Genomic DNA, 22,621 nt, shown 5'->3' with positions numbered 1-22,621 from the left:
GAATATAGATATGATAAAGTTTATAAAAAGAGATAAAAATGATATTTTTGGAATGCCAATTTTAAATATAATATTTAAAAATAAAATTTTTCACAGAACAGTTCAATTATCTGTATTGTTTCTATTTTTCTATGCCATTTATTTTGGATTTGTAAATCCTACAAAAGAGAATAATATATTTACAACAGCACTTTTTTGGGGATTGTTTTGGCCATTTTTTATGGTTACAACCTTAGCTACTTTTGGTAGAGTTTTTTGTGGAGTTTGTCCTCATGGGTTTATTGGAAAATATATCACAAAATTTGGTTTAAAAAAGAAAATACCAAGTAAGTTAGCAAATCCATTTATTGGGTTATTACTACTATTTTTTGCTTGGTGGTTTGTATATTATATGTTTCCACAATTTTTTAAAACACCATATGCAACTGCAATGTTGTTTTTTATTATGACAATTATTGCATCGATTTTTTATTATCTTTATGATGAAATGTCATATTGTAAATATATTTGCCCAATTGGAACTATTACAAAAGTATATTCAAAAGTTGGTTTTACAAAATTACAAACTTATAAACAAGAGTGTCAAAGCTGTAGAACTTTTGATTGTGCAAAAGTTTGTAGTTATAACTTAAAACCATTTACATTTGAGAAAAAAAACTCTATGGAAGATTGTACTTTATGTATGGATTGTGCAAGAGAGTGTGAGAGTGTAGCTTTTAAATTTACAAAACCATCAAATACACTTTTTCATAGATTTAAAAATTCAAAAGCTGAGGTTTGGGCTTTGATTTTATTAACAGCAGCTATTAGTATTACTATGAATTTTCACCACTCTTTAGGAAGAAGTGCAATAGTTGAAGAGTTTTTTTGGGTTAAAACAGCTAGATATTTTGAAACTATAATAAATTTTGGAGGAATTGATACTGTTGGTTTATTTGCTTTTTTATATGCAGTAATAATTTCAATATTTTTAAGTGTTGTAGGAATATTTATAGCCTCAAAAATAATGAAAGTTGATTTTTCAAACACTTTTTATACTTTAGGATATGCTTTTGCACCTTTATTTATAATTGGTGGATTGTCTCATATTGGAGAGTTTTTCTTTTACTCTTATGCTTCAAATATTGTAAATGGATTTAATCAAGCTTTTAATTTAGGATTTGAGAATATGAAACCACTTGCAAGTAGAAGAGATGATTGGGTACATATTTTTAATATTTTTACACATATAGGATATATTTGGGCATTTATTATTATGGTAAATAGATTAAAATTAATAGAGACTAAAAGATATTTAAAAATATTAGCTTTTCCATTTGCATCTGCACTTATAATCTTTTATATGAGTCTCAATTTTTATAAGGTTTATATATTTGATACTTACGGGAAAATTAATTCACATAACCATATGAATCATAAAAAATAGTAAAAAGAGGAGTTAATTTAAAATTTTTAAATACTCCTCTCTACTTATCTCATAAGCTCCAAGAGAGGCTAAATGAGGGTTATAAACTTGACAATCTATAAGTTTTATATCATTTTTACTAGCCCACTGGCAAAGATGATAAAAGGCAACCTTTGAAGCATCATTTACAAGTGAAAACATACTCTCTCCACAAAAAACATTGTTTATAAGAACTCCATACAATCCACCAACAAGCTTTCCATCTAAATAAACTTCAATAGAGTTTGCAAAATCTAAATTATGCAATAAAGTATATGCTTTTATAAAATTCTCATCAATCCAAGTATCATTTTCATGTTTTCTTTTTACATTTGAACAATTTTGTATAACTTCTATGAAATTTGTATTTGATTTTACTTCAAAACCTCTATTAAAAATAGATTTTTTAAGAGTTTTAGATACCTTCATCTCATCTGGTCTTAAAACCATTCTTTTTTGTGGACAAAACCAGTGAATATATCCTAAATCATCAATAAACCAAGGGAAAAGTCCATTTGAATAGGCATTTATTAATCTTTGAGGATGAAAATTTCCACCAATTGCAACTAAATCATCTTTCATATCTTTTAATGTTGGAAAATTAAAATCCTCATCATCAAGTAGCCAAATTTTATTTTTTTTATCAAGTAATTCCATTTGGGAATTTTAGTCAAAATTATGTTAATATCCCGCATTTAAAGGAAGAAAAATGAAGAGAATTGAAGCATATTTATCAAGTTTGGGTTATTGTAGTAGAAGTGAAGCTAGAAAGTTTATGAAACAAAATGAGGTTTCTATTTTAAATAAGAGAGTTTTTAATCCAAGTATAAAAGCAGAGCATAAAGATATATTTATAAATGGTGAAAAACTTGATAGCCAAAAACTTACAATTTTAATGAACAAACCAAGTGGAGTTATCTGTTCTCACAGTGATGCTGGAAAACTAATATATTCACTTCTTCCACTAAGATGGCAAGATAGAAATCCAAAGATTTCAACTATTGGAAGACTTGATATGGATACAACAGGAGCTATTCTTTTAACTGATGATGGAGAGCTAAATCATAAACTAACAAGTCCTAAAAAAGATGTAAAAAAAGTTTATGAAGTAACTTTAAAAAATCCATTAAGAGGTGATGAACAAGAGCTTTTTGAAAGTGGAACTATTATTTTAAATGGTGAAGATAAAGCCTTAAAACCAGCATTTTTAAAAATTATTAACCCAAATTTAGTTCATTTAGAAATAGTTGAGGGCAAGTATCATCAAGTAAAAAGAATGTTTGCATACACAGGAAACAGAGTTGTAAAACTTCATAGATTAGAGTTTGCTGGTTTTAGTGTTGAAGATTTAAAAGAGGGTGAGTTTAAGATTATAGATTTATAATCTAAACTTCTTTTCAATCTCTCTTCTTAACTCATCTATATTTGAAATTGCACCATCATCGTGGTTTGAAAATCCCCAATTTACTAAAACTCCATCAACTCCAGCATTAAATGCAGCTATTGTATCTTTTGTAGAGTCTCCAAAAAGCTGAGCATTCTCTTTTTTTATGCTATTTAAATCTAAAATTCTATTTATCATATCTGGCTTTGGTTTAGGAGCTGATACATCGTTGTAACCCAAAATTGAGTTGAAATATCTATCAATTTCAAGATGACCTAGCATTTTTTTAGCATAATCTGAGTTTGCATTTGTTGCAACACTAAATTTAAACTCACCTTTTAAATCATCTAGTAACTCTTTAACTCCATCATATAAATGTAAATCTACAAGACAATTTTTACTATAAAAATCTTCAAAAAGTTCTGTAACTTTTGGAGTAAATGTTTTGCTATTATAAAAAAATTCTGCACTATTTATATTTATATCATTTACATTTTCTAAAATAAAGTTTTTATCCATAGGTTCAAGTCCTAGATGACTTCTTACATAGTTTATACAATTTGCAATAGAAGACCCACTATCTACAAGTGTTCCGTCCATATCAAAAATTATCATTTTCATAAAATTTTATCCTTTTAAATAAATTTTGTATTATATAGTTTTAAAGTTAGTAATAATTTAATGTTAAATAGGACAGATTTTATCTTATTTTAATATTTCTTTGTTTATAATTTCACTCATAGGGTATCTGTATTAGATCCTCCTACAAAATTGATACAATTTTTTGGTATCCTATACTTTTTTTGAAATGAATTTAATTTTATATGGCTTTACAGTTTTTCCCTCTGTAAAGCCTTTTTTTATGCCTTTTTTCTCGTAAACTACCATAAAATCAAGCTTTCTAACATTTCTTTTTGAAAATAATTTTAAAAAAGTGGTCAAAAAGTGGAATTCAACAAATTGTGTTGCTTAAAACTGAATATAAACATTCGTAAGGGATATTTATGTCAAAGCAAGAGTTTATAAAATCAATACCAAGTGAGCTATAAGAAAAAATTGGATTAAAAAGATTTAAGATTATTTTAATAAAGTGTTTGAACCTAAAACAAGTTAAAGTATCAAGGATGTTGCTAGAATTTAAAGCTAGAGATATTTTCAATACAACAGAACTACAAACAAAAGCAAATGCTATAGACTACCTTAAAAGCTCATTCCAGGAAATAGAAGAATTAAAAACTCTTTTAAATATTCCACAATCATATAAAAATGGGAATTTAATTAGATTAATAAAATCTATTAAAAAAGAACTAAAAGAGAAAACAGACTTATCTTTTAATTTTGAAGCTATCAAAGAATCAAGACAATTTAAAAGCTTTGAATTTACAATCCAATACAACAAAAAAGAAAATAAATTAAGTGTAAAAGATAAACAAAAACTAACACCATCACCAATAGAAACACAATCACTAAGAAGTTCACTTAAGACTATGAGAGTTAGCGACAATGACCAATAGCCTAGACTTCCTAAAATCATATTTCACTGATGAAGATTACTTCTTCATCACTCTAATAGACCACAAAACGAAGAGAGCACAAAATTATCACCACAATATAAGCTCTTTTTCTCAAAAGTTGAACCTGATAAAAAGTAAGAACACAACTTATAGTGTTTATTTTACTTCAAATAGTTTCAAACCATTAATAGAATGCACTTTAAACAACTATAAGCACCCAACAAAGACAAAAGGGAATGTAAGCCATATAAATGCTCTAATCTTTGATTTTGACAATCCTAGCACCTCTAAGCAATTTAGCAAATCTTATTAAAAGTTTGAACATAAAACCTACATACATAGTTCAAACTTCAAAAGATAAGTTTCAAATTTGTTTTAAACTAAACGACAAAGATATAGATTTTAAAGAGTATGAGCTAATAAACAAAACACTAGCAATCTTTTTTGAGAGTGATATAAATGTTTGCAGTATCGAAAAACTTTTTAGACTTCATTTTTTGTGAACAAGAAAAATGATTTTGAGGTAAAACTCGTAAAATTCGATTTTAGTATAAATTATAATTTTGAGTACTTTAAAAATTTTGTTCTAAATAATGAGAACACAAAACTAATTTATGAAGAACTATCTTTAAAAAAAGTAAAAGTAAAATCTCCAGTACTCAAAAAACAATCTACTACAAAAGTAGATTTTATTTCCAAAGAACTAGAAATATTAGAAGAGAAATTTATAAAAAGATATAGATACTTTTTAAATCAAAATGGAGATGATGCAAGTGTAGTTGATATTATTTATATCAATTCACGAAAAAAAGAAACTCAAGATTTTAATTTAGTTTTTAATGAGATTTTATATTTGAGAGAGTTGTGTAATAAACCACTAAAAAGGAATCTTGACAACTACTTCAAAGATAGAGAAAAAACATTTCTAGATACTTTTAGAGCCTAGCCAAGCTCTGTAAGTTCTAATACATAGGACTCTAAGTTGGTGCAATTGCGAAGTTTGTAATTATAGACTATCTATAAGCGGACAATAGTCTATAAGTTATAAGTTGATTTTTTCGATATACCCTTTTAATTGAAATTTACTTACTAGACCTACACTAAAGTGTAGGTTCTTCGTAAGTTTAGGAGTAAACCCCTTAAAAATCCCCTAAACTTCTTTTTATTTCTAAGCAAATTTATATAATATTTTAATTTTAAATATTTAGATTAACTTCATTGAGCATTCATAAAAGATTAGATACAATCTCCATTAAAAACTTTAAAAGGGTAATATGAAAGTTATATCTTTATTTTCTGGTGCTGGAGGAATGGACTTAGGTTTTATTGAATCTGGTTTTGAAATAGTATGGGCTAATGATTTTGATTTAGATGCAACTAGAACTTATTCTCATAATATCGGAAATCATATTGTTCATGGAGATATTATTAAAATAAAAAGTGAAGAAATTCCTTATGAAAAAGGTGAAATTGACGTTATTATAGGTGGCTTTCCTTGTCAAGGATTTTCAGTAGCAAATAATAAAAGATCAATAGAAGATGAAAGAAATTTTTTATATAGAGAAATGCTAAGAGTAATCAAAGATAAAGAACCTAAATATTTTGTTGCAGAAAATGTAAAAGGTATACTATCTTTGCATAATGGAAAGGTTTTTGAATTAATTAAAAGTGACTTTAAAGAATTAGGATATAACCTTGAAGCTAGACTTTTAAATAGTGCAGATTATGGTGTTCCACAACAAAGAGAAAGGGTTATAATAATAGGTAATAGAATAAATAAACCTATAATTTTTCCTGAGCAAACTCATATTCATCATGAAAAATATGATGGCAAAGGAAATAAACATATTGCAGCAAAAGAAGTTTTAGAAGAACTATATAATATTGAAACTGTTGAAAGAAATACAGATCAAAAAATTAAGTTAAAAACAAAAGAAATTTATAATCATATTGCATACACGAATGTTAGTAGTAAATTTTGGGGAAGAAAATATAAAGTAGATCAAGCTGAAATTTGTGATTATCTAAAATATTGGAGAAATAAAAAAGGTTTAAGTACTAAAAAAATAGATGAGCACTTTGGTTATGCACATACTGCTGGACATTGGTTTAGAAAAGATAATAAATCTGGTTCTATACCAAAACCTTCTGACTGGTGGGAATTGAAAAAATTATTAGGTTTCTGTAATAAATATGATAAGCAAGTTACGGAATTTGTTGAAAAAGAAATAAAGTTTGAACAATCATTAAGAATTTCAAATTGGGAAACACCAAGTGATACAATAACTGCTTCTACACCTGAAATTCATCCAAATAAACATAGAAGATTATCTGTAAGGGAATGTGCAAGAATACAAACTTTTCCTGATAATTTTGTATTCTTAGGAAGTTTATCTAGCCAACATAGACAAGTAGGTAATGCTGTTCCTCCTTTATTAGCTAAATTAGTTGCAACTGAAATAAAAAAGAGTTTACAAAACAAATAATATTTCAGGCAAATTTAGCTTTTAAAACACTACTATTAATTAATATTAATTGATAGGGGAAAGATGCTAACGGATATTCAAATTGAACAATTAGAGTGTAAATATCTAAATAAGTTTTATCATTTTCTAAAATATGTAGAAGATGAAATGATGTATGGATTTCAGACAAAAGAATTAATTAGAAATGATTGGCAAACTAGATATGGAAATGGTCAAGCAATTTCTGATTTTGCAGTAGGCGCTGAAAGAATTATTTATTCTTTATTTAATGGAAAAGGTATTGGGCAACCAAATTCTGCACCCGTTGGTGCTGATATGTTTTTTGAAGTAGAAGATGCATTTATACATATTGATTTAAAAACTGTTCAAACTGATAATATAGGTGATTATACAACTTCTATTTTTGTTGGTGAAAATCAAAATTCTTATGCTTCTGAAATAAGAAAAAGTAATGGTACTTCATTCAATCCTGTGAGAATGTATAATCCTGCATTACCAAAATATTATAATTTTGAAACATCTTTAGAAAAAGTTTGTCTTACATTCTTTGTAACAATACTTTATGAAGCTGATAATCTAAATATATTGAATATTAATCTTCTTTCTATGCCTAACGGACAATTGGAACCTATATATGGAAGTAGTGTTTTGAAAGCTGGTAAAAATCGGGGAAAAGTTAGATATAACTTTAGTGCAAATCCAACATTTAAATTGTTGTCTAACCAAAATAGAGTTAAAGTTATATATTTTAATAATTCTATGAACACTGAATATTTAAGTAAATTACAATTTATTCAATCTATGATTTAATAATAAATATGGGAATATTATTCCATAAAAAATAGAAGTTTTTTTTAATATTTAATAAGGTAGTTCATTGCTATGTTTCTTGGTCTTGTTTCAACTCCACCTGCATTCGTATGAGCACTATCGTTCATATAAACATTCCATGAATATGTAGCTTGTGCAAGAGTAGAATCGGGACCCCAAGAAGGACCATACCCATAACCAGGATTATAGTTGAAATTATGTCTATGGCTTTTAAATTCATCAAGTTGGTTACTACCTATTACTCTTCCACTATCAACCACACGACCATTATCAAAACCTCTTATAAACTCACCCCTTAAATCTGGTACTTTAAAAGTTGTTGAACTACTAGAACCATAAGTTGTACCTATTACATCAAACAAATCTTTATATGTTATTCTACTTACTTCTTGACCATTACATAATAGATAACCTTCGGGTATTTTTGCTGCTACACCAGCAAATGCTATGATAGAACCAGATGGCGTGCTACTATCTTCTTGAACTTTTTCCTATATACTACCAACAAATGCTTTTAAAGTAAGCTTACCTACAACACTTGAATCATACCAATAAGAATATTTTGTTGGATCAGGTGGAGTATTTTGTATTGGTATGCTATTACCAGATCTGCCTAAATTAACTTCCACCCAATTAGTACCATCATATATTTTTAAAGTAGCTTTTCCACTACTTGTATCACACCAATATTTATTAATATTACTATCTGGTGGAGTAGCTTGAATTGGAATACCAGTCATTAATAAAGCATTTCCATGCATTACTTCATTTGGTATTACAAAAGTTGTTTTAAATTCATTTGAAGAACATACCCCATCAACAATAGTACCAGTACAAATTGGTTTAGACATAGAATTAAAAGAATTTAAAAAAGCTTCTTGCACTTTTGGATCTTCTATTGTTGTTGTAATTGTTGCTACACCTAAAGCTTTATCAACATTAATAATATATTCTTCACCAAATCCATTATTATTAACATTTGCTTCTAAATAACCAGCATCTATTAAATCTTGTATTGAAGTTGGAGCAACTTGTTTTATTGTTGTGTATCTTTTAATTGCTTCAAAGATAACTTCTTGATTGTTTATCGTTTGTGTTTGCGTTTTTTTTACTTTTAGTCCTTCTATTACACTTGGTGCAACTTGTATTCCCAGCAATACAGTCATTGCAATCCCAGCGATTAAACTTAATATATAACTCATTCCCATATTTATCCTTTTAAAATTAATTACATTAATTTTAAACAAAAATTTTTTACCACTTTCCTTTAAATTTTTGTTACGATTTTTCCACCCCTTTTTATTGCCTTCCGATTTTACGGTTTATCAAAAGTGGTCAAAAAGTGGAACATATTAAATATTAAGCTTACATGTGGTATTTGTCTCAATTTTTTTATAGTAAAACTAAGAAAAAGTGTTGTATAACCAAAAAAAACGTTCAATTTTAAGGGTAAAAAGTTTCCCTCTGTAAAGCCTTTTTTTATGCCAAAAAATATATAATAAAAGCTTTAATTTTCTAAAACACAGGAGCTTAATGGAAACAATTAGTATAATATCTATAATAAGTATTGCTTTTATTGGCTCTTTTGGGCACTGTATTGGAATGTGTGGTGGAATTGTTTTGGCATACTCAAGCGTAAAAATAAATAGCAACGATAGTAAAAAAAGACAAGCACTTATGCATCTTTTATATAATTTTGGAAGAGTAAGCACCTATACATTTTTAGGTTTTATATTTGGATATTTGGGTTCAGTTCTATCTTTTTCTACAACTTCAAAAGGATTTTTGTTTTTTATAACTGGATTACTAATGATACTTATTGGTTTTTCACTAATGGGAAAAATAAAATTTTTAACAATTTTAGAGCAAACCTTTTCAAAATCTCCTTTTTATCAAAAACTATTTAAAAAAGTTTTAGGAAGTAATTCAAAACTTAGTTTCTATTTAATTGGAGTTTTAAACGGCTTTTTACCTTGCGGCTTTGTATATATGTTTGCAATTATGGCAGCAAGTACTGGAAGCGCTTTTTATGGTGCAATGGTAATGTTTATTTTTGGAGTAACTACAATATTTGCACTATTTTTTGTAGGTTTTTTTGCGGGATTATTTAAACAATCAAGCTTTAGAGATATATCTATGAAAATTGCATCAATTTTAGTTATTTTATTTGGACTATATACAGCTTACAATGGTTTTACTCTTCTAAAAAATCAAACTACGAATAGTGAACATAATCATCATATTAATACAAAATAGTAAAAATATTTAAATTTTAAGAAAGGAGAGAAGATGAGACGAGCAAAAAAATATTTTAGCTTTTTTGGTATTTTAATATCAACATGTTTTGAAAAATTGCATATTTTTTATTCAAAACTAATTGAATATTTAAGAAAACTACCAAATATACATATGAAGCTTTTAAATATAGAGCTAAAACCAATCAAAACAGATTTAATAAATAATAATTAGAAAAAAGGTACAAAATGAAAAAAACAAATATAAGCTTAGTTGCAAGCTTTTTATTAGCAACAAATTTATACTCACAAACAACTACTTTAGAGACAATCACAGTTACAAGTGCTACAAAATCAGAGCAAAAATTAAAAGATATTACAGCCAATGTTGATGTTATAACATCAGAAGATATTGAAGCTAGAAAGTTTAAAACAGTAATTGAAGCTTTAAATTCTCTTTCAGGAGTTTCTATTTCAAGTAATGGTGGAATAGGTCAAACTAGTTCTGTATATTTAAGAGGAATGGACTCTAATAGAACTTTAGTTTTAATTGATGGAGTAAGATATAACGATATTACAACTCCAAAAGGTAGTGCAAATATTGAACATTTAATGATAAATGATATTGAAAGAATTGAAGTTATTAAAGGTGCACAAAGTAGTATTTGGGGTGCAGATGCTAGTGCTGGGGTTATAAATATCATAACAAAGTCTTCACAAAATGGAACGCATGGAAATGCAACTGTTGAATATGGAAGATACAATAGTAAAATAGCTCGTGCAAATATTTCTCATAAAAATGAAAATTTTGATGCAAAACTTAGTGCAACTAGAGTTGATACAGATGGATTTTCAGCTATTTCTCCAAACAAAAGTTCTGATGCAAAAAAATATGAAAAAGATGGCTATGAAAATACAAGTGCAAATATAAAACTTGGATATAACTTTGATGAAAATAATAGAGTCTCAACTTCATATGAAATAATTGATACAAAAGTTGATATAGATGATTTTTTCAGCAAAGATCCAAACAATAAAGACTCTACAAAAAATAAAACTCATTTAGCAAATATTACTTATGAAAATAGAAATGATATAGCTCTTACAAAATTATATACAAATTTTACAGAGATAAAAAGAACTTCTACAAACAATCAGACACCAGATTATAAAGGTATTGTAAAAGAGTATGGATTAAATACAAGCATAGATTATTTAAACTCTTCAAATGTAACTTTGGGAGCTGATTATAAAAAATTTGAAGATAAAAAAATAGTTGAAGATTCTACAAATGAAAGTAGAGTTAAAAACTACAATAATAAAGGAATTTTTATTACAAATACAAATAAGTTTTTTGATGATAAAACTATCTTTACACAAGCTTTAAGATATGATAGATACAGCGATTTTGAAAATAAAACAACTGGAAAAATAGGAATTAAACAATATATAATAGATGATTTAAATATTAGTTCAAATTATGGAACTGGATACAATGTACCAAATTTATATCAACTACATGATGTTTGGGCTGGAAATGATACTTTGCAACCAGAAAAAACAAAATCTTATGATATAAGCATTGAGTATAAAGGTTTTTCTATTACTTACTTTAATACTAAAATAAAAAATATAATAGATTATAATTATAGTACTTGGTCTTATGAACAAATGCATGGTACAAGTAAAATAAAAGGTACTGAAATAGCTTATAAAAATGAAGTTATCGAAGATACATTTTTAAATCTTTCATATACAAACTTAAGCACAAAAGATGAAAATGGGAATGGACTTTTAAATAGACCAACAAATAAGTTTAATTTTGGAGTTGATTATTATGGTTTAAAAGATTTTCACTTTAATATAAATGGTGAATATATTGGAAGCAGAGAGAGTGTAAATTATCTTAGTAGCACTAAAAAAACAAAGACAGGAAACTATACAATCTGGAATGCAGTAGTTGATTATGATATTAGTAAAAACTTCTCTACTTATCTTAAACTTGATAATATTTTCAACAAAGATTATCAAATAGTTGATGGATATGCTACAAGTCAAAGAGCAGCATATTTAGGTATAAAGGCTAGTTTCTAAGATGAAAAAACTACTATATTTTCTAATTTTTTTTAATATCTCTTTTTTAAATATTTTAAGTGCAAATGAAAAAATTATTACTCTAAGTCCTGCTGTAAATGAGATAGTTTTTGCTTTGGGTTTAGGCAATAATATTATTGCAAACACAGATTTTTGTGATTATCCAGAAATATCTAAAAGTATTGAAAAAGTTGGAGGATATGGTAGTGTTAGCTTGGAAAAAGTTGTAAACTTAAATCCAAGCATTATAATAAATCAAAATTATGATAAAAAATTAAATAGCTCACTAAAATCTCTTGGATTTAAAACTTTAGTTTATAAAACAGATAGTTTAGATGATATTAAATTTGCAATCAAAGATTTAGGAGATGTTTTCAATAGACAATTACAAGCAAAAACTTTAAATCAAAATATAGAAAATAGTTTAAAAAATATTGAAAATATAGTAGAAAATCAAAAAATTTTAATTGTAATTAGTCCTCAAAGCACACTCTCTAATCAAATATATGTAACAAACAACTACATATATTTTGAAGATATTATAAAAAAAAGTGGAAATAAAAATGCCTATCAATCAAGCTTAAAATCACAACCTGCAATAAATAGTGAGAAGTTAATAGTTCTAAATCCAGATATTATTATACTTTTAGCTCCATATTTAAAAAGTGATAAACAAAAAGATGATATGTTAAATCTTTGGAAAAATTTGCCAGTAAATGCAAGTAAAAAAGAGAATATCTATATAATAGATAAAACATACTCAGGAATTTCAAGCCATAGAGTACAATATTTAATAGATGATTTTAGAGAGATTTTAGAAGATGTTAGAACTAAAAAATTACAGTAATTTTATTTTAAAAGATATAAGTTTTTTGCTAAAAAGCAATGAAAATCTGTTGATTTTAGGTGAAAATGGAGCTGGAAAATCAACTTTAGCAAAGGTTTTAAGCTCCATAATATCTTCAAATAATCTATTTTTTAATGAAAAAAATATCTCAAAACTATCTGGAATTCAAAGAGCAAAACTAATAAACTATATTCCAAGTAGTTTTGAGATATTTGATGAGTATATGACTGTTTTAGAGTATTTAAAACTCTCAACAATTGAAAATAGAAGCGATGAGGAGATTGAAAATATTATAAATATTTTAAAGATAAATCATATAAAAAATAGCTCATGTTCAAGTTTAAGCTCTGGAGAAAAACAGCTTGTTTTATTGGCAAGTGCAATTTTGCATGATGCAAAAATCACAATTTTTGATGAGCTTATGGCAAATTTGGATATAAAAAGATTAAGAGATGTTTTTTTGATTTTAAATTCAAACTATTTAAAACAAAAAATCATAATTACTCATAATCTTGATTTTGCTTATGCACTCAAAAACTATAAGGTGCTATATTTAGAAGCTGGAGTTTTAAAATTTTATGGAAACCATGAAGAGTTTTTTTCTAAAGAGAGATTAAAAGAGTTTTACAACGATAGCTTAAGAGTTGAAAATAGTCATTTGGTGGTAGATTTATGAAACTTTTTTTATATATTTTTTCACTAATTTTAATTTTTATTTCACCTTTTTTGGGTGAAGTAAATATTGAAATATCTTCAATTTTTTCTTTAGAAGATAGTTTAAATATGGTTTTTTGGGATTTAAGAGTTCCTAGAGTTATTTTGGCATTTTTTGTTGGCTCAATCTTAGCTTTGGGTGGACTTATCTTTCAAATTGTTTTTAAAAATGAGTTAATCACTCCATATACTTTAGGAATTGCAAGTGGAACTACACTTTTTACAAGTTTATCAATAGTTTTTTTACCTTTTATTCCACTATTTTTTTCAAGTATTTTTGGCTCAATTTTTACAATTTTAATTCTATTTTTAATTACAAAATCACTAAACAAAAAAAGAGCAATAAGCTCAACAAACTCAATTTTACTAATTGGAATCGCTTTATCATATTTTTATGGTTCAGCTTTAATGCTTGTTTTTTATCTAAGTAATCTTCAAGAGAACTACTCAATTGTAAGATTTACTCTTGGAAGTTTAGATGTTGTTGGTTATATGCCATCTTTAGTGGTTTTTATTACAGCAACTATTTTTATTTTTATAATTTATAGCTTTAAACACAAAATCAATCTTTTGTTAATATCAAATGATGTTGCATTTTTGAAGGGATTAAATATAAATAAAACAGTTTTAACTCTTTTAATAGTTGTTAGCTTAAGCGTTGGTGTTTGTATAAGTTTTACAGGACCAATTGGATTTGTGGGACTTGTGATTCCGCATATAGTAAAATTAATATATAAGCAGACATATACAAAGCTATTTTTTCCAATAATATTTTTTGGTGGAGTTTTTTTGGTATTTTGTGATCTAATCTCAAGAGTAATACCAACATCTTCAGCCCTTCCAATTGGAGTTGTGACAGCTTTTATTGGAGCTCCATTTTTTGTTTATTTGCTTATTAGAAAAAATAGTACAAAATAGATTATTCAAACATCTTTGGATATTTAAAAAAGATTAGTTTTGAACTATCTTTTGAGATATTTTTCCAAGAGTTTGTATCAAAATCTATTTTTAAAACTCCACTTGTAGGAATATTATCTTCAAAACTTCCTAATAAAAAATTTATTAAATCATTTAGTCCTGGATTGTGACCTATTAAAAAAATAGTTTTATATCTATCATCAATATTTTTTATAACATTTAAAAGATTAAGATAAGGTGCTTCATAAATTGATTTTTCAAAAATAACTTCACCTTTGTACTCAAACTCTTTTAAAAAATGCTCTAAAGTTAGTTTTGTTCTTCTTGATGGTGAAGAGATTATTAAATCTGGTTTTTGTATCTCTTTTTTTAATATTTTTGCCATAAAAGGAGCATTTTTTGAACCTCTTTTATTAAGTGGTCTATCAAAATCATCTAAAAGTGGATTTGACCAGTCAGATTTTGCATGTCTAATTAAAATTAATTCTCTCATTTTATATCCTAAAAAATAAAAAATATTATATCTAAAAAGTACTGTAAAAGCCTTTTCTTAGCTAATTTTAGCTATTATATATGCTTAATTAATTAATATGGATTTAAAAATGATAGTAAAAATAGAGCTTGGAAATAGTAACTCATATGAGATATTTATAGAGAGATTAAAAGATATATACTTTGATAGAAAAGTTGTTGTTGTTACAAATCCAACTGTTAGTAGTTTTCACTTAGAGTATTTAAAATCAAAGTTAAGTGCAAAAGAGCTTAGCTTTTGTACAATTCCTGATGGTGAAGAGTATAAAAATATGAAAACTTTAGAGATGATTTTAGAGTCTTGTTTTGAAGCAAAACTTAATAGAAAATCTTTGCTTGTAGCATTTGGTGGTGGAGTTATTGGAGATATGACGGGATTTGCAGCTTCAATTTATCAAAGAGGAGTTGATTTTATTCAAATTCCAACTACACTTTTATCTCAAGTTGATGCAAGTGTTGGTGGAAAAACTGGAATAAACAACAAATATGGAAAAAACCTTGTAGGAACTTTTCATCAACCAAAAGCTGTTTATATTGATTCAACTTTTCTAAAAACTTTACCAAAAAGAGAGTTTGGTGCTGGAGTTGCAGAGATTATTAAAATGGCTGTATGTTTTAATAGTGAGTTTTTCTCTTGGCTTGAAAATAGTGATTTAAATGATGAAAAAAATATAGATATAGCAATTCAAAAATCTGTTCAAACAAAAGCTTGGGTTGTTTCGCAAGATGAAAAAGAGCAAGGATTAAGAGCTGCATTAAACTATGGGCACACATTTGGGCATGTAATAGAGAATCTTACAAACTACAAAACTTATCTTCATGGTGAAGCTGTGGGAATTGGTATGTGCATGGCAAATGCTTTAGCTGTAAAACTAGGAATTATGAGTAGAGAAAATGAACAAAGAGTAAAAAATTTGCTTGAAAAGTATAATATTCCAACAAGATTTAAAATAGATAATGTAGAAGATTTTTATGAGCATTTTTATTTGGATAAAAAATCAAGCAATAGTAAAATAAAGTTTATAGTTCCTATTGAAATAGGTGATTGCAAAATTACAGATGAGATAAAAAAAGAGGATGTAATTGAAGTTTTAAAGGAATTTAAGTGATTAATAGAGTAATTACACTAATAGTTTTTTTATCAATAACTCTTTTTGCATCACAAGAGCTTAAAGTTGAGAATAGTAGTGAGCCTATTTTAGAGATTGAAAACTTAGTTGAGCAAAATATCCTACTGGATAAGATATTAAAAATTCAAAACTCATACAAAGATAATATTCTTATAAAAAGATATTCAAACTATCTTTCATATAGTAAAATCGCAAATGAATTAGATATTTTAAAAGATAGTTTAAAAAGTAAAAAGAAGTTTAATGATGAACAAGAGTATCAACTACTAAATAAAATAAGAGTAAAAGAGAATGAACTTGAATTAATTGGTGAGTATAGAGGATCTCCTATTGGAGGCTTAATAAATCCACCTGATATTGGAGCTATTGAAAAGATTACAAATCCATTTGGAATAATTGGAGCTTTGTCAAATATTAAAATAATAGAGAGTAATAGAGATCAATTTACAAAATTGGAGCTTCAATTAATTGATTTAATAAAGAGTTTAAAAGAGGAAGAAGAGCTTTATAATCAAATATATTTATTGGATTCAAAACCTTTGTATGAAGAAAAGATAAACTTTTTAACAAAACAAATAAGAGATTTTGAGATAGTTTTAGATATTGTTGGAACATCTTCTGAGGTTTATGATAGAAAAGTTGAGCAAGTTATTTTAGAGACAAAAAATCAAATATCTCAACAAGTTGAAAAGATATTAGATATTTTACTAATAATTTTTATATTTTTTGTTGTAACTTTTTTAGTAAAACTAGCTTTAAAAAAATATTTTTTACAAAGTGAAAACTACTATATTGTAAACAAGGTTATAAATTTTACTTTAGTTTTATTAATTGTTATTGTTTTACTATTTTCATATATTGATAATGTTGCTTATCTTGTAACAATCCTTGGATTTGCATCTGCTGGTATTGCAATTGCACTAAAAGATTGGTTTATGTCAATTTTTGGTTGGATGGTTATTGTAACTTCTGGATTTATTCAAGTTGGAGATAGAATTAGAGTTACAAAAGGAGATGTTGAGACTGTTGGAGATGTTTTAGATATTTCACTATTTAAAATCACAGTTAAAGAGGATGTTACTTTAGTATCTTATATGAAAAATAGAAGAGCTGGAAGAATATTTTTTGTTCCAAATAACTATATATTTTCAGAGCTAATTGCAAACTATAGTCATAGTGAATTAAAAACTGTTTGGGATGGTATAGATATAACTTTAACTTTTGATTCAAACCATAAAAAAGCTCAAAAAATCATTAGAGAGATTTTAAAACACTACTCAAAAGGTTATAGTGATATTACAAGAAAACAGCTATCAAAAATGAGAAATAAGTATCAATTACGAGCAACTGGAGTAGAGCCAAGAGTATTTACATTTATAGAGCCTTATGGAGTTGTAATATCAGGTTGGTATCTTACAAACTCTTTTGCTGCTTTGGTTTTAAGAAGTACAATAAGCACAGAGATTTTAGATGCATTTATGAAAGAGGATGATATAAATATTGCATATCCAACGCAACAAATAAATATAAATCAAACAAATAAAGCTTATGGACCATCAAGATTAAAAGAGATAATTGAAGATGAAATTTAGTACAAATAGACCAAAAGTATTTTTTAAAACATTTGGTTGTAGAACAAATATTTTTGATACACAAGTTATGATTAGCAATCTAAAAGATTTTGATGTAACACAAGATGAGAGTGAAGCAAATATTGTTGTAATAAACTCATGTACTGTTACAAATAGTGCTGATACGACTGCTAGAAGCTATATAAATGGACTTAAAAAACTTGAAAACTCTCCAAAAGTAATCTTTACAGGTTGTGGAACTAGAACTAAAGGTGAGAAACTATTTAGTGAGAATAAGATTGATGCTTTATTTGGAGCTAGTTTAAAAGAGAATATCAATGAACTACTTAAAAAAGATGAGAGATTTTTTGAACAGGGTGATTTAAAATCTTTGGATAAAACTATTGTTGAAGAGTTTGTTGGAAAAAGTAGGGCGTTTATAAAAATCCAAGAGGGTTGTGATTTTAGATGTTCATATTGCATAATTCCACATGTAAGAGGGGATGCTAGAAGTTATGAAGAGAGTGTTATTTTAAATCAAGTGCAAACTTTGGCACAAAATGGTTTTAGTGAGTTTATTTTAACAGGTACAAATGTAGGAAGCTATGGTAAAAAAATGCACACTTCACTAGCAAAACTTCTAAAAAAAATGTCACAAATAAAAGGTGTTAAGCGAATTAGAATGGGAAGTATTGAGCCTATTCAAATTGATGATGAGTTTAAAGAGCTTATAAATGAGCCTTTTATGGCAAAACATCTTCATATTGCACTTCAACACACTTCAAAAGAGATGTTAAAAATTATGAATAGACGAAACAGAGTTTTAAGTGATTTAGAGCTTTTTGAGTTTTTAAGCCAAAATGGCTATGCTTTGGGAACTGATTTTATAGTTGGACATCCAGGAGAGAGTGAAGCTATTTGGAGTGAAGCTATGAAAAATCTACATAATTTTCCACTAACTCATGTTCACGCATTTACATACTCAAAAAGAGATGGAACACCAAGTGCTTCTATGAAAGATATGGTAAAAGGCGATGTAGCAAAAGATAGATATATTGAGCTTGTAGAGATAATTAAGAAAAAAAATTATGAGTTTAGAAAAAACAATAAATCAAAACTAGAAGTTTTAGTTGAGCAAGAAAAAAATGGAAAATATTTAGGCTTTGATCAATTTTTTAATCAAGTTGAGATTTCAAGCAGTGAAGATTTAGTTGGAGATTGGTTATATTTAGATGATTATTTAGTAAAGGATAATAAAAATGAAGCAAGATTCAAATAATAAAAGTATTGATAAAAATTTTAAGCTTATGATTATGTCAGCAATTGCATTGCTAGTACTTTTTGTTTATACTATTTATAAAAGTAGTTCAAACATTCAAGGTATTTCATACTATGTTGGTTTGGGGTTTTTATTTATTTTACTTATTTTATCTTTTATTATAAGAGCAAACCAAGATAAAATAAGAGATTACTTTTTAAAGAAAAAAGGAAAAAGTGTAGAGAGTAGTTTTGATAGTGAACTTAAAAAAAGTCATGAAAAAGCATCAAGTGAAATATCTATTGAACCTGTAAAATCAAATATCACTTTTAAAGATGTTGCTGGTATTAAAGAGATAAAAGAGGAGCTTGAAGAGATTGTTGATTTTTTAAATAATCCTAAAAAATATCAAAAATTTAAGGTAAAACTTCCAAAAGGAGTTCTTCTTGTAGGACCTCCAGGAGTTGGAAAAACTCTAATTGCAAGAGCAGTTGCAGGAGAGGCAAATGTTCCATTTTTCTATCAAAGTGGAGCTAGTTTTGTACATATTTATGTTGGAATGGGTGCAAAAAAGGTGCGAGAGCTATTTACAAGTGCAAAATTAAATGCTCCATCAATTGTATTTATAGATGAGATTGATGCTGTTGGAAAGATGCGAAGCGGAAAATCAAATGATGAGAGAGAGTCAACTTTAAATGAACTTTTAACTCAAATGGATGGATTTGATGGAGAGAGTGGTGTAATTGTAATTGCTGCAACAAACAAAATAGAGGTTTTGGATGATGCACTTTTAAGAGCTGGAAGATTTGATAGAAGATTATATGTTGGGCTTCCAAATATTGAAGATAGAAGAAAGATTTTGGAGTTATATTTAAAAGATATAAGACACAATATAAATTTAGATAATTTGGTAAATCAAACAGCTGGATTTAACTCAGCATCACTTTCAACACTTGTAAATGAAGCACTTTTAAGTATGATAAAAGAGAGTAGGGTTGAACTTATTGAAGATGATATTCAAATAGCTAAAAATAAACTAGAGTTTGGTAAAAAACAAATAAGAATATTAGATGATAGTCAAAAAGAGATTTTAGCAATTTATCAAGCTTGTAAGGCATTTATTGCAAATAGAAAAGTTGCACTTTTAGATGAGGGTGTTTTAAAAGATAGCTCTGTTTTCCCATCATTTAAAGAGTTAAAAAATAGTATAAAAATTGATTTAGCTGGAACTATTGGATTAGAGCTACTAAAAAATGAAAAATATTTTGTATCAAATGATGATTTGAAAAAAGCATATGATTTAGCTTCTAAAATAGTAGAAGAGTACAAAATGGCTCTAAATGCAAATGAGTTAATAGTATCGATTAAAGATGAGCTAAGAGCAACATTATCTCAAAATATTGAAAAAATTGAAAAATTAAAAGAGATTATGCTTAAAAATGAGGTAATTACACTTGAAGATTTACAATAATTTTTTTAGTGGATTTTGTTTTTTTAATGAATCTTCGCTTTTTGAAGAGTATTTACAAGATGGTGATTTTGTTGTAAGTGGATTTTCATATGGTGCTATTAAAGCATTTTTATATGTAAAAAATAGTGAAAAAAGAGTTGATAAACTTCAACTTTTTTCACCTGCATTTTTTCAAACAAAAGATGAGAAGTTTAAAAGAATGCAACTTATGTTTTTTAAAAAAGATGAAGATGCTTATATCAAAAATTTTTTAGAAAATCTGAAAGATAAATCAACAAAAAGTATAGAAAACTTCTTTAAAAAAGGAAGTTTCGAAGAGTTAAATGAACTTTTAAATTTTAAATGGAGCAAAGAAGATTTAGAAGAGTTGATAAAAAAAGGTATTAAAATAGAGGTTTTTATTGGTGGAAACGATAAAATAATTGATAGTTTAGCTGCAAAAGAGTTTTTTAAAGAGTTTGCAACTGTTTACTATTTTAAAGATAAAGGACATTTATTATGATTGCAAAAATTGGAATAATTACAACAAGTGATAGAGCTAGTGCTGGAATTTATGAGGATTTATCAGGAAAGGCTATAATTGATACTTTAAATAGTTATTTAAAATCTCCTTGGCAAGAGGTTTATAGATGTATTAGTGATGATAAATCTACTATTGAAGAGACTTTAATAGATTTAATAGATAATCAAAAGTGCTGTTTGGTTGTAACAACAGGAGGAACAGGACCAGCCTTAAGAGATGTAACTCCAGAAGCAACTGAAGCTGTGTGTGATAGAATGATGCCAGGATTTGGAGAGCTTATGAGAAGTGTAAGTTTACAATATGTTCCAACAGCAATTTTGTCAAGACAAACAGCAGGACTTAGAGGAAGCTCTTTAATAGTAAATCTTCCAGGAAAACCAAAATCAATAAAAGAGTGCCTTGATGCTGTATTTCCAGCAATTCCATACTGTATTGATTTGATGGAAGGTCCATATTTAGAGACAAATGAAGAGATTATAAAAGCTTTTAGACCAAAAAAATAATAGTAAAGTATTTAAATGAAGTGTTAGAAAATCTAGTGCTAAAAAATGTTTCAAATTAATCGCAAAAAATATAGTTGAACCTACATTTGATCCACAAACAGGTGAGATGGGAATAAGAGCAATTACAAAAGCTTTAAGTTTTGATGAGCTTATTGAAGACTCTTTTAAACTCATTATTTGCATATAAAGCACCACTATATTCTATGGCTACACCATTTTCATTAAAGCCTTTAGATATAAATGATATTTACAATTATGCTAAAAAATGATCACTATAAATCTCTTTTTGAATTTTTTAGTACAAATCAAAAAAAAGCATTTAAGCTTTTAGCAAAATATAGTAAAGAGCTATTTTCAGAAAAGATATTAAGAGAAGAAAATATATCAAGACCATCTATGCAATCATCTTTAACTCAACTTTTTGCAAAAGAGTATATTGATAAAGAGGATGGAGTTTATTTTATTCCTGATAGAGCTTTTGAATTATGGGCAAGAAAAAATCTTTAGCTTTTAAATACTTTTAACCAAAGTTTCTACAGGAATATGTAAAGCTTGAGATAAATTTCTAACCATAGTTAAAGATAGAGATATTTTTCTATTTAAAAGTTCTGATACTTTACTTTTATTTCCAATATAAGGTATTAAGTCTTTTTGTTTTAAATTCATCTCTTCCATTCTATGTTTTATAGCTTCAATAGGATCTGGAGTATCAATATTCCAATTTAACTCTTCATATTTTTCAACTAATAAAACTAAAATTTCAAGTTCATCACTCTCTTTAGTTCCAATTTTTGGATTAAGTTCCATTAGTTCATCAATTCTTTTCAAAGCTTTATCATAATCTTTTTCAGTTTTTAAAATTTTTAATTGCATTTATAAATCCTTTACATTTATCTTATCATACTCACTGTGAGTACCAATAAATTTAACTCTTACAATTTTTCTTAAATAATCAATATGAACAACTAGTCTATAATCATTACCTTTGATATTAAAAACAACTCTATTATCTTCTAAAAAAGAGGCACTTGAATAAACTCTTTTAATATCATCAGGAGTTTTCCATTCTGATTTTTTTGCATCTTGATGCCAAACTTCTAAAGGTGTTTTAGCTTGAGGATGTTTTTCATAGAATTGCACTAATGTTCTTTTACTTATTATGTTCATT

Annotated in this window: 27 protein-coding genes; 20 read left to right on the top strand and 7 right to left on the bottom strand. The window is 26.9% G+C overall.

Annotated features, from left to right (window positions below; genetic code table 11):
• Window positions 1–10 precede the first annotated feature (10 nt).
• Window positions 11–1,426, top strand: a complete 1,416-nt coding sequence (locus CRU94_RS08055; RefSeq protein WP_129106274.1) for a 4Fe-4S binding protein — start codon at window positions 11–13, stop codon at window positions 1,424–1,426.
• A gap of 12 nt (window positions 1,427–1,438) precedes the next feature.
• Here the strand turns inward: CRU94_RS08055 and aat are convergent, their stop codons facing one another.
• Window positions 1,439–2,101, bottom strand: a complete 663-nt coding sequence (aat, locus tag CRU94_RS08050; RefSeq protein ID WP_129106273.1) for a leucyl/phenylalanyl-tRNA--protein transferase — start codon at window positions 2,099–2,101, stop codon at window positions 1,439–1,441.
• 52 nt (window positions 2,102–2,153) lie between these two features.
• Between aat and CRU94_RS08045 the strand changes: the two genes are divergently transcribed.
• The gene (locus CRU94_RS08045; RefSeq protein ID WP_129106272.1) at window positions 2,154–2,828 is read left to right on the top strand and encodes a pseudouridine synthase; all 675 of its coding nucleotides are present in this window, start codon (window positions 2,154–2,156) and stop codon (window positions 2,826–2,828) included.
• On the opposite strand, the gene CRU94_RS08040 is transcribed toward CRU94_RS08045, so the two are convergent.
• A complete protein-coding gene (locus CRU94_RS08040) occupies window positions 2,823–3,449 on the bottom strand; it encodes an HAD family hydrolase (protein WP_129106271.1) in 627 nt (208 codons plus the stop codon). The genes CRU94_RS08045 and CRU94_RS08040 overlap by 6 nt on opposite strands.
• Before the next feature lie 503 nt (window positions 3,450–3,952).
• Between CRU94_RS08040 and CRU94_RS08035 the strand changes: the two genes are divergently transcribed.
• The 5 genes from CRU94_RS08035 (at window position 3,953) to CRU94_RS08015 (ending at window position 7,638) form a co-directional block, all read left to right on the top strand.
• The gene (locus CRU94_RS08035; protein ID WP_129106270.1) at window positions 3,953–4,342 is read left to right on the top strand and encodes a replication initiation protein; all 390 of its coding nucleotides are present in this window, start codon (window positions 3,953–3,955) and stop codon (window positions 4,340–4,342) included.
• Window positions 4,343–4,659: 317 nt separating this feature from the next.
• The gene (locus tag CRU94_RS08030; RefSeq protein WP_129106269.1) at window positions 4,660–4,845 is read left to right on the top strand and encodes a hypothetical protein; all 186 of its coding nucleotides are present in this window, start codon (window positions 4,660–4,662) and stop codon (window positions 4,843–4,845) included.
• Window positions 4,842–5,288 carry a hypothetical protein gene (locus tag CRU94_RS08025; RefSeq protein ID WP_129106268.1) on the top strand — a complete coding sequence of 149 codons (447 nt, stop codon included), beginning with the start codon at window positions 4,842–4,844 and terminating at the stop codon, window positions 5,286–5,288. Before CRU94_RS08030 ends, CRU94_RS08025 begins: the two co-directional genes overlap by 4 nt.
• A 328-nt stretch (window positions 5,289–5,616) precedes the next feature.
• Window positions 5,617–6,828, top strand: a complete 1,212-nt coding sequence (locus CRU94_RS08020) for a DNA cytosine methyltransferase (protein ID WP_129106267.1) — start codon at window positions 5,617–5,619, stop codon at window positions 6,826–6,828.
• Between the two features lie 63 nt (window positions 6,829–6,891).
• On the top strand, window positions 6,892–7,638 hold the full coding sequence (locus tag CRU94_RS08015) for a hypothetical protein (RefSeq protein ID WP_129106266.1): 747 nt from the start codon (window positions 6,892–6,894) through the stop codon (window positions 7,636–7,638).
• 44 nt (window positions 7,639–7,682) lie between these two features.
• On the opposite strand, the gene CRU94_RS08010 is transcribed toward CRU94_RS08015, so the two are convergent.
• The gene (locus CRU94_RS08010; RefSeq protein WP_258237436.1) at window positions 7,683–8,108 is read right to left on the bottom strand and encodes a tail fiber protein; all 426 of its coding nucleotides are present in this window, start codon (window positions 8,106–8,108) and stop codon (window positions 7,683–7,685) included.
• Between the two features lie 42 nt (window positions 8,109–8,150).
• Window positions 8,151–8,861: a hypothetical protein gene (locus CRU94_RS08005; protein WP_129106264.1), complete on the bottom strand. Its 711-nt coding sequence runs from the start codon at window positions 8,859–8,861 to the stop codon at window positions 8,151–8,153.
• Between the two features lie 331 nt (window positions 8,862–9,192).
• Here CRU94_RS08005 and CRU94_RS08000 point away from each other — a divergent pair, with 331 nt between their 5' ends.
• Genes CRU94_RS08000 through CRU94_RS07975 form a run of 6 tightly spaced genes read left to right on the top strand, consistent with a single transcriptional unit; the run spans window position 9,193 to window position 14,466 of the window.
• The gene (locus CRU94_RS08000; RefSeq protein WP_129106263.1) at window positions 9,193–9,915 is read left to right on the top strand and encodes a sulfite exporter TauE/SafE family protein; all 723 of its coding nucleotides are present in this window, start codon (window positions 9,193–9,195) and stop codon (window positions 9,913–9,915) included.
• 33 nt (window positions 9,916–9,948) lie between these two features.
• On the top strand, window positions 9,949–10,128 hold the full coding sequence (locus CRU94_RS07995) for a hypothetical protein (RefSeq protein WP_129106262.1): 180 nt from the start codon (window positions 9,949–9,951) through the stop codon (window positions 10,126–10,128).
• A gap of 14 nt (window positions 10,129–10,142) precedes the next feature.
• Window positions 10,143–11,987: a TonB-dependent receptor plug domain-containing protein gene (locus CRU94_RS07990; RefSeq protein ID WP_129106261.1), complete on the top strand. Its 1,845-nt coding sequence runs from the start codon at window positions 10,143–10,145 to the stop codon at window positions 11,985–11,987.
• Window position 11,988: 1 nt separating this feature from the next.
• Complete coding sequence (locus CRU94_RS07985; RefSeq protein WP_129106260.1) at window positions 11,989–12,834, top strand: ABC transporter substrate-binding protein; 846 nt, start codon at window positions 11,989–11,991, stop codon at window positions 12,832–12,834.
• Complete coding sequence (locus tag CRU94_RS07980) at window positions 12,809–13,510, top strand: ATP-binding cassette domain-containing protein (RefSeq protein ID WP_129106259.1); 702 nt, start codon at window positions 12,809–12,811, stop codon at window positions 13,508–13,510. Before CRU94_RS07985 ends, CRU94_RS07980 begins: the two co-directional genes overlap by 26 nt.
• The gene (locus CRU94_RS07975; protein ID WP_129106258.1) at window positions 13,507–14,466 is read left to right on the top strand and encodes a FecCD family ABC transporter permease; all 960 of its coding nucleotides are present in this window, start codon (window positions 13,507–13,509) and stop codon (window positions 14,464–14,466) included. Before CRU94_RS07980 ends, CRU94_RS07975 begins: the two co-directional genes overlap by 4 nt.
• A 1-nt stretch (window position 14,467) precedes the next feature.
• Here CRU94_RS07975 and CRU94_RS07970 read toward each other — a convergent pair whose 3' ends face one another.
• Window positions 14,468–14,959, bottom strand: a complete 492-nt coding sequence (locus CRU94_RS07970; protein WP_129106257.1) for a SixA phosphatase family protein — start codon at window positions 14,957–14,959, stop codon at window positions 14,468–14,470.
• A 109-nt stretch (window positions 14,960–15,068) separates the two neighbouring features.
• Here CRU94_RS07970 and aroB point away from each other — a divergent pair, with 109 nt between their 5' ends.
• From aroB to CRU94_RS07935, 7 genes are all read left to right on the top strand, one after another.
• Window positions 15,069–16,106 carry a 3-dehydroquinate synthase gene (gene aroB / locus CRU94_RS07965; RefSeq protein WP_129106256.1) on the top strand — a complete coding sequence of 346 codons (1,038 nt, stop codon included), beginning with the start codon at window positions 15,069–15,071 and terminating at the stop codon, window positions 16,104–16,106.
• Window positions 16,103–17,719: a mechanosensitive ion channel family protein gene (locus CRU94_RS07960; RefSeq protein WP_129106255.1), complete on the top strand. Its 1,617-nt coding sequence runs from the start codon at window positions 16,103–16,105 to the stop codon at window positions 17,717–17,719. Before aroB ends, CRU94_RS07960 begins: the two co-directional genes overlap by 4 nt.
• Complete coding sequence (mtaB, locus tag CRU94_RS07955) at window positions 17,709–18,977, top strand: tRNA (N(6)-L-threonylcarbamoyladenosine(37)-C(2))-methylthiotransferase MtaB (RefSeq protein WP_129106254.1); 1,269 nt, start codon at window positions 17,709–17,711, stop codon at window positions 18,975–18,977. Before CRU94_RS07960 ends, mtaB begins: the two co-directional genes overlap by 11 nt.
• Window positions 18,958–20,427 carry an AAA family ATPase gene (locus tag CRU94_RS07950; protein ID WP_129106253.1) on the top strand — a complete coding sequence of 490 codons (1,470 nt, stop codon included), beginning with the start codon at window positions 18,958–18,960 and terminating at the stop codon, window positions 20,425–20,427. Before mtaB ends, CRU94_RS07950 begins: the two co-directional genes overlap by 20 nt.
• On the top strand, window positions 20,411–20,929 hold the full coding sequence (gene bioV, locus CRU94_RS07945; RefSeq protein ID WP_129106252.1) for a pimelyl-ACP methyl ester esterase BioV: 519 nt from the start codon (window positions 20,411–20,413) through the stop codon (window positions 20,927–20,929). Before CRU94_RS07950 ends, bioV begins: the two co-directional genes overlap by 17 nt.
• A complete protein-coding gene (gene mog / locus CRU94_RS07940) occupies window positions 20,926–21,453 on the top strand; it encodes a molybdopterin adenylyltransferase (RefSeq protein ID WP_258237432.1) in 528 nt (175 codons plus the stop codon). Before bioV ends, mog begins: the two co-directional genes overlap by 4 nt.
• Before the next feature lie 240 nt (window positions 21,454–21,693).
• Window positions 21,694–21,960, top strand: coding sequence for a hypothetical protein (locus tag CRU94_RS07935; protein ID WP_129106250.1), 267 nt, complete (start codon window positions 21,694–21,696; stop codon window positions 21,958–21,960).
• Between the two features lie 3 nt (window positions 21,961–21,963).
• Here the strand turns inward: CRU94_RS07935 and CRU94_RS07930 are convergent, their stop codons facing one another.
• Window positions 21,964–22,326 carry a helix-turn-helix domain-containing protein gene (locus CRU94_RS07930; protein WP_129106249.1) on the bottom strand — a complete coding sequence of 121 codons (363 nt, stop codon included), beginning with the start codon at window positions 22,324–22,326 and terminating at the stop codon, window positions 21,964–21,966.
• Window positions 22,327–22,620 (bottom strand): type II toxin-antitoxin system HigB family toxin, encoded by a 294-nt coding sequence (locus CRU94_RS07925; protein WP_129106248.1) that lies wholly within the window; start codon window positions 22,618–22,620, stop codon window positions 22,327–22,329.
• Window position 22,621: the final 1 nt, after the last annotated feature.

Source organism: Arcobacter sp. AHV-9/2010, from assembly GCF_004116575.1.
GTDB lineage: Bacteria > Campylobacterota > Campylobacteria > Campylobacterales > Arcobacteraceae > Aliarcobacter > Aliarcobacter skirrowii.
Note: the sequence above shows the minus strand (reverse complement) of the source record. Positions and strands in the feature narration are given on the sequence as shown.

What these genes read in the sequence shown, in the direction of transcription:
- CRU94_RS07980 (WP_129106259.1), top strand. Translation starts at nt 12,809, where the DNA reads ATGTTAGAACTAAAAAATTACAGTAATTTTATTTTAAAAGATATAAGT.
- CRU94_RS07995 (WP_129106262.1), top strand. Translation starts at nt 9,949, where the DNA reads ATGAGACGAGCAAAAAAATATTTTAGCTTTTTTGGTATTTTAATATCA.
- mog (WP_258237432.1), top strand. Translation starts at nt 20,926, where the DNA reads ATGATTGCAAAAATTGGAATAATTACAACAAGTGATAGAGCTAGTGCT.
- CRU94_RS07925 (WP_129106248.1), bottom strand. Translation starts at nt 22,620, where the DNA reads ATGAACATAATAAGTAAAAGAACATTAGTGCAATTCTATGAAAAACAT.
- aroB (WP_129106256.1), top strand. Translation starts at nt 15,069, where the DNA reads ATGATAGTAAAAATAGAGCTTGGAAATAGTAACTCATATGAGATATTT.
- CRU94_RS07930 (WP_129106249.1), bottom strand. Translation starts at nt 22,326, where the DNA reads ATGCAATTAAAAATTTTAAAAACTGAAAAAGATTATGATAAAGCTTTG.
- CRU94_RS08015 (WP_129106266.1), top strand. Translation starts at nt 6,892, where the DNA reads ATGCTAACGGATATTCAAATTGAACAATTAGAGTGTAAATATCTAAAT.
- CRU94_RS07970 (WP_129106257.1), bottom strand. Translation starts at nt 14,959, where the DNA reads ATGAGAGAATTAATTTTAATTAGACATGCAAAATCTGACTGGTCAAAT.
- CRU94_RS08000 (WP_129106263.1), top strand. Translation starts at nt 9,193, where the DNA reads ATGGAAACAATTAGTATAATATCTATAATAAGTATTGCTTTTATTGGC.
- CRU94_RS07990 (WP_129106261.1), top strand. Translation starts at nt 10,143, where the DNA reads ATGAAAAAAACAAATATAAGCTTAGTTGCAAGCTTTTTATTAGCAACA.
- CRU94_RS07975 (WP_129106258.1), top strand. Translation starts at nt 13,507, where the DNA reads ATGAAACTTTTTTTATATATTTTTTCACTAATTTTAATTTTTATTTCA.
- CRU94_RS08020 (WP_129106267.1), top strand. Translation starts at nt 5,617, where the DNA reads ATGAAAGTTATATCTTTATTTTCTGGTGCTGGAGGAATGGACTTAGGT.
- CRU94_RS08040 (WP_129106271.1), bottom strand. Translation starts at nt 3,449, where the DNA reads ATGAAAATGATAATTTTTGATATGGACGGAACACTTGTAGATAGTGGG.
- mtaB (WP_129106254.1), top strand. Translation starts at nt 17,709, where the DNA reads ATGAAATTTAGTACAAATAGACCAAAAGTATTTTTTAAAACATTTGGT.
- CRU94_RS08005 (WP_129106264.1), bottom strand. Translation starts at nt 8,861, where the DNA reads ATGAGTTATATATTAAGTTTAATCGCTGGGATTGCAATGACTGTATTG.
- aat (WP_129106273.1), bottom strand. Translation starts at nt 2,101, where the DNA reads ATGGAATTACTTGATAAAAAAAATAAAATTTGGCTACTTGATGATGAG.
- CRU94_RS08055 (WP_129106274.1), top strand. Translation starts at nt 11, where the DNA reads ATGATAAAGTTTATAAAAAGAGATAAAAATGATATTTTTGGAATGCCA.
- CRU94_RS07985 (WP_129106260.1), top strand. Translation starts at nt 11,989, where the DNA reads ATGAAAAAACTACTATATTTTCTAATTTTTTTTAATATCTCTTTTTTA.
- CRU94_RS08045 (WP_129106272.1), top strand. Translation starts at nt 2,154, where the DNA reads ATGAAGAGAATTGAAGCATATTTATCAAGTTTGGGTTATTGTAGTAGA.
- CRU94_RS08035 (WP_129106270.1), top strand. Translation starts at nt 3,953, where the DNA reads ATGTTGCTAGAATTTAAAGCTAGAGATATTTTCAATACAACAGAACTA.
- CRU94_RS07950 (WP_129106253.1), top strand. Translation starts at nt 18,958, where the DNA reads ATGAAGCAAGATTCAAATAATAAAAGTATTGATAAAAATTTTAAGCTT.
- CRU94_RS07935 (WP_129106250.1), top strand. Translation starts at nt 21,694, where the DNA reads ATGATATTTACAATTATGCTAAAAAATGATCACTATAAATCTCTTTTT.